This window comes from Streptococcus suis, assembly GCF_002964045.1.
Classification (GTDB): domain Bacteria; phylum Bacillota; class Bacilli; order Lactobacillales; family Streptococcaceae; genus Streptococcus; species Streptococcus suis_U.
In genome coordinates this window covers 1-5830 of record NZ_POPB01000456.1, presented here as the reverse complement: position 1 = coordinate 5830, position 5830 = coordinate 1, and the positions used below count along the sequence as shown (strand labels likewise).

The 5830-nt window shown below is 37.9% G+C and carries 7 protein-coding genes; all 7 read right to left on the bottom strand.

Annotated elements, in window-relative coordinates:
- Positions 1 to 375: 375 nt before the first annotated feature.
- Positions 376 to 1944, bottom strand: a complete 1569-nt coding sequence (locus C1E99_RS11570) for a hypothetical protein (protein WP_105179992.1) — start codon at positions 1942 to 1944, stop codon at positions 376 to 378.
- Between the two features lie 61 nt (positions 1945 to 2005).
- Complete coding sequence (locus tag C1E99_RS14730) at positions 2006 to 2146, bottom strand: hypothetical protein (protein ID WP_161497924.1); 141 nt, start codon at positions 2144 to 2146, stop codon at positions 2006 to 2008.
- Positions 2147 to 2205: 59 nt separating this feature from the next.
- Positions 2206 to 2694 carry a hypothetical protein gene (locus C1E99_RS11565; RefSeq protein WP_153059675.1) on the bottom strand — a complete coding sequence of 163 codons (489 nt, stop codon included), beginning with the start codon at positions 2692 to 2694 and terminating at the stop codon, positions 2206 to 2208.
- Positions 2695 to 2706: 12 nt separating this feature from the next.
- A complete protein-coding gene (locus tag C1E99_RS11560) occupies positions 2707 to 3006 on the bottom strand; it encodes a hypothetical protein (RefSeq protein ID WP_105179946.1) in 300 nt (99 codons plus the stop codon).
- A 685-nt stretch (positions 3007 to 3691) separates the two neighbouring features.
- A complete protein-coding gene (locus C1E99_RS14725; protein ID WP_161497930.1) occupies positions 3692 to 3847 on the bottom strand; it encodes a hypothetical protein in 156 nt (51 codons plus the stop codon).
- 11 nt (positions 3848 to 3858) lie between these two features.
- The gene (locus C1E99_RS11555; protein ID WP_321166523.1) at positions 3859 to 4665 is read right to left on the bottom strand and encodes a protein rep; all 807 of its coding nucleotides are present in this window, start codon (positions 4663 to 4665) and stop codon (positions 3859 to 3861) included.
- A 398-nt stretch (positions 4666 to 5063) separates the two neighbouring features.
- Positions 5064 to 5771 carry a zonular occludens toxin domain-containing protein gene (locus C1E99_RS11550; protein WP_125184397.1) on the bottom strand — a complete coding sequence of 236 codons (708 nt, stop codon included), beginning with the start codon at positions 5769 to 5771 and terminating at the stop codon, positions 5064 to 5066.
- Positions 5772 to 5830 lie beyond the last annotated feature (59 nt).

Below are 5830 nucleotides of genomic sequence, written 5' to 3'. Positions count from 1 at the left end.
TTTATTTGATAGTGTTTCAAAGCGTTGTTCACCGCTCCTTTTTTTAATTTTCATATCTCCTCCAGAAAAGCGCTGCAGCTTGCCCGCAAGCATGCAGACGCTTTTTTCTTTGTCGTTTTATTTAATTCAAAATCGGTATGCGGTGAACAATCCAGTTGATACACTTAATGACAAATAAAGTCACATAAAAGCCGGAAATGACACCGATACAGATAAATAAATCTGAAAATGGAATGATTACGGATGCCTCATATAACACTCCGTAAATGCTAGAAACTGCTGAAGTAAATCCCTCAAAAAATGTTATTCGTGGAATTAAACTGATAAGCCATTCTAACAAGCCTACACACATATCTATAAGACCCTGTAACATTTTTAATCCTCCGAAACCTTGTAGAATTTCCGCATGAAAAACAAAGCCGTCAGCAAGTAGAATAGGCCACTAATGAAAGGTTTAGCCTTGACGGCAAAGGCCGTCATAGCACTTCCAGACACAACTGCATGAGTGCCGAAACCTGGTAGAGTAATTCTAATATCATCAAATGCTGCCTTATCGCTAAAACGGTAATTAAAGGCTTGAATATTTGGGAATTTGCTATTGAATGCTAATCTTAGATTTTTAATCCTTGCATCTAACCAGGCCTGGTCAACTCCAAAAGCCCAAGTCAGAGCATCAGTCCAAGCCTTAGAAATTGCTCCAGGAATAGCCGAGATAGCTGTCCAGATGTCTGTCAGCCATTTAATCAAGCTATCCCAAAGGGCTTGCAAACCTGCCAGGATAGCCGCAGGAATTCCTAAAATCGCATCTAAGAGCTTTTTAAGCCATTCCCAGAGTTTTGAAAGCCAATCCCAGCCAGCTCCAACACCTGCCGAAGCTGTCCCAGTCATGCTATCTATTGCCGTATCTGCTCCAGTATTAACTGCCGTATCTACTCCAGATTTAATTTTAGTAAGGTCCTGAACTTGAGTATCTGTTAAATTGTGATTTGAAATGGTCGGAATAGTTGCCAATGTTGCACCAGTCACATCTGCATTCTGATCAAATGTGACTGTGGTAGAAGTATCTGGAAAAGCCGTTTGAACGTACTCATCAACTTTCTGAGAAGTAATTGCTGTTGATTTGGCACCTTCAAGCGAAACCTTATCATTAGACCGCTCTCCCAAACCAATTTCTGGTATCGATACACCTGTAACCGTGTAACTCTTATCATACGGACCTTCAATATAAATGCTGAAGGTGTTTCGAGCAGTTCCACTATTTGAAAATCTTTTCCTTAACTGCACAATTTGACCAGATGAATTTCGAATAATTTCTGTATCTGTATAAACACTTCCGTTTCGTTGTAATTTTAAATTTAGATTGGTTGGAGCTACATCAACGATTACAGTAATAGCAGGTACTAGATAATCTCTACCCTCAACAAATTTCATGCTAGCCCCTCCTAGCCAACCTGAACCAGTTGGTTTAGTTCCTACTTGTAATTGAGCTGTATCACTTCCAACCAACATACGAATATTAGTAAACGTTCCTGTATGAACCTGTAAACCACCTGTATAATGAACACTTTGATTGTATCTATCTAACGTATTGCCTGTTTTATTTGCTACGTTCTTAACCGCTGTTTTAAAAACATCATTAACCTTAACTGATGAACCTGAAATAAAATCGCCAACACTATGCCCCATTGCAACTAACTCATTAGCAACAGATTGCCCAAATGCTTCTATCTCATCCCAATTACTGATTGTGTAACCAAGCAACAAGAAAGCTGCCAACCCAATCAGCACTACAGGAATTACTGCTGGATTTAACGTAGCTATAACCATACCGCCACCAGTTAGAACACCTGCATCGGCTTTAACTGTTTTAGGCTTATGAACTGCACCAAAGATAAGCAATATAATACATAACCATATTTGACATTTTTTTAATATTCTTTTCATTCATGTTCTCCTAAACAAAAAAGGGTACAAGCTGAAACAAGTACCCTTTTTCCAAAAATTATTAAAAGAAACTCTTGATAATCTTAGGAACTGATTTAACTCCAAGCGATAAAGCAAGAAGAGATAGACCAGCTGGAACAACAGCAGTAACATTGCTAGTAACTGCTTGTACTACTGGCTGAATAAGATCTGTTGTAATCATTTGATTACCTCCTTAAAAAATTTTTAATTTTAGGTGTTTAACGTCCCCTCGGACAAGTATCAAATAAATTCTTTTAGGAGATTATGGAGAAATACAAATAAAAGGATAGCAGGTATAAAAATTAGTCCATAACTATTAATCACAGAGTTTTGTAATTTCATACCCTCGTAATCTTTAGAAATTGTAGTCACTAGTTTTTGAACTTGTTTCGTTGTTTCTGAGGTTTTCAATTCGGAATAGCTAGAATTTAATTTTTTAAGTTCTTTCAGAATAGCATCATCTGAGGAAGGGGGTTGCTCCTGGATAACCTTTGTAAGATTTTCCAAGGCTGTCAGGCTTTTTTCTTCAGTAGTCTGCTCCCCTCGCTCAATTCTTGCCTGTTCTTCAGCTTGCTTTTGCTTTTCTGCTTCAACTCTTGCCGTTTCAGTCTGTTCTAAGCGTTCATTTATCTTTTTGAGTTCGTTCTCAATGTTTTCATTCAGTTTAATTTGTCGGTCCATTTTTTCAAGGAGAGCCTTGTTATAGCCGACAATTTCTTCACTAGACACCCCTTCCATTGATTAAGCAGCCTTTTCTAAATCTACTGGCTGAATATTTTCAAAGTGATCAAACTTGATACGTTTAGTAGCAATATTTAACTGCATGTGCATTTCTGCAACAGCTGGAAAACTCGCTCCGGCAATCACTGCAAATTGTTCCGGTGTCAAACTATATTTGACTGGTAGTAATCCAATTTGATTTGCCGGGTCTTCATTTGTAAAAGGCAGTACCCATAAAGTAACCCCTGCAATCTGTTTACCTGTATTTTCATCGGTAAAATCATAGGGACGAGCTCCAAGAATTAAAACATCATTTTTCATTTTTTACCTCCTTGTGTTTTTTCCTGGTCACTTAATCTATTCGCAAAAAAATTAAAATTCCTAAAAAAAAAAAGCAATTTAACAAAAAATGTTCCATTTCTTGTTAAATTGCACTGCTTAGGTTAGTCTATGCATTTTATATATTTATTTCACGGTTTCATTGACGACAAGAAACCTGGGACTAAACTTAGAAAATCGTCTGTTGGTCGGTCTAATGCCCCACCAACACGATTTCTAGTTTAATCTGTCCCAGCTTGTCTTCAATGAACTTTCGCGACATAAAACGTTCACTGCTTCCAAAAAAAACGAACATTTTTTGTCCTGGAGAATGCCACGTCGGCATTAATAACCGAATATTTTTACACGTGTAAAAATATGATAAAATAGTAGTGCTATCTGCCCCAATAGTGAATAACTTGAAGGGAGGTATAATCTGATGGATATCTTGCTAGAGCTCTTGCTCAACATCGTGGCTAACGTTGTCGCTTACTTCGTTTGCAAGTGGTTAGATGATGAGCTTAACCGATAGCTAGCCCTACCCGTTAATCTCTTTTGAGAACGTAAAAAAAGCCCTCAGGAACGGCAATTCCTGGGGGCTTTGGTATATTCTAACGAATATCTTTGCTTGCTTATAGTATAACAGATTTTACCAATTATGCAATCATTTTACAATATCAGCCAATTCTCATAATGCTCTAGCTAACTGTGTTATCGTTTCTTCAATGATTGCGGTCAAATCTTCTAATTCTTCAATATTTCGGTCAACAGCAATTTCTCTAACCTTATCATTTAAATCATCCAACTTAAAAAGTTTACGAGCAATATATATATCCCTTGTCATACGCAACCTCATTATTTTATAAAATAGTTTTGCTTTGTTGCGTTCCAGATCGCAACAATTTTAGTACCGTCCGAAACTTCGCTATCGTCTGTAGTATGTACCAAATCACCATTTTCGGCATCATCAAGAGCTAGCTTCTTCTTGATTTCCTTGAATAGCCCACCATAACCCAATTGACGTTTGCGATATAGACCGTTGTACAAGTCATCTACTACTTGAGCATTTTCTAAAGATAATTCAAATGGTTTAGTTGGATATTTTGCAGTTTCCAGAATAGCACCATGCAGCCCTTTGCCCTGGTCCTTAACTGCTCGTATATCAACCATTGGCACATAATCAACTTTGAGAGATTTTGCCCATAATTCTGCCCATTCTTCTTGAGTTAAATAATTAGCTTTACTATTAAAGTAAGCCCCTCTAACAAACAATAGAACGTGTATATGTGGATGATAGTCTTTTCTGTCTTCGTTGTAAGTAACCTCTATTGAACGAAGATAGCCCAGTAAATTTGCCTGTACTTTCTTCCGCTTGAAAAGTCTATCGAATGACTTCGTTAATTGCGTTAATGTGCCATTTAATTCAGAGCCTGGCACATTCTTTACTGTAAGGGTCAGAAATAGAAATCGACCTTTCGGAAATTGCTTCATAGCTTCATTGACTATGCAAGCCGTTTGATAAGAATATTTCATTGAACGCCTCCAGTTACACATCTGGCATAATTTGTTCTTACAAAAGTAAGCCTGGTATAGTTTCAATCTTCCGTCTGGTTGCTTATGAAATCGTAAGGCTTCTGCACATGATGAAACACGCTCGACCATGCTCGCCTTGTAGTCCAAATTTTGAAAGACTTCCGACAATTTTAAACTAGCAATCTTGCGACCTCGCCAATCTCTTTTTTTGCCTTTAGAATTCTTATCTATGAGTATTTGAGCTTGATTTTGGGTATGCTCCATGTTATAATTTACCTGTAATTACAAAAGATGAAAAGACCTTGTCCATCCAGTGAAACCTTTCTAAATAATTTTGATTGAACACCTAAATTATAACAAAAGCTTTCACAAATAACAAGGCTTTTTTTGTGTCCAAAAACTCAGTAATATCAAGGGTTTAGCCCTCTTTTTTAACTGATTTTTTCGCCGTGAGTTATTTCTATTAGTATCAAGATAAGAAGAAAGCTCCTGCGGAGCTTTCTCAAAAGGGGCTTGCAGCCCCTTTTTTAGCTCTCTAACTCTTTTGTTAGCTGCTCAATTTTAGCGTAACTGTCATACAGTTCTCGAAGTCGTTTTGTCTGCACAAAATTCTTCCGCCAAAGTCTACGAAGTTTCATTTTCACTTCTGGGCGGTCACAAACTGCATTGTATTCTTCTGCGTCGAATGCTTTGGTAAAAGTCCAACGGCCTGCAAGGGTGCGACAGTCTACAACCTCAAATGTCTGTTCTCGAAGCTGTTTCACAACCCTGGTAAATACCTGGGATGTGCCAACAATTTTTATACGCTGTTTCCGTTGTTGTGTAATCTCTGCCAACAAACCCTCTGGGAAGTTCTTCCAGCTGGCCGAGTTGTATTCGTTTTGGATCTCATCGATGGCAAAAATAACACCGTCCAGACCATTGCGAACTGTAAAAATCTGCTTCCAGTCAGTCATTGGTAAGGTTTGATGAACGTAGCCAAAATTCGTACAGATAATGGCTTTAGGATACTTCTTCCGCATTCGTTCCAAGTACTCGGTCATTGCCATTGTTTTCCCTGCTCCCTGTCTACCACAGTACAATGTTAGGCCGTACTCTCTGAAATCTTGACCATTCTTAATTCTTGAAAAAATGTCGTGAAATAGGCAACCGAAAAATATCAAGAATTTCAGCCAAAATGATTTATTTGATAGTGTTTCAAAGCGTTGTTCACCGCTCCTTTTTTTAATTTTCATATCTCCTCCAGAAAAGCGCTGCAGCTTGCCCGCAAGCATGCAGACGCTTTTTTCTTTGT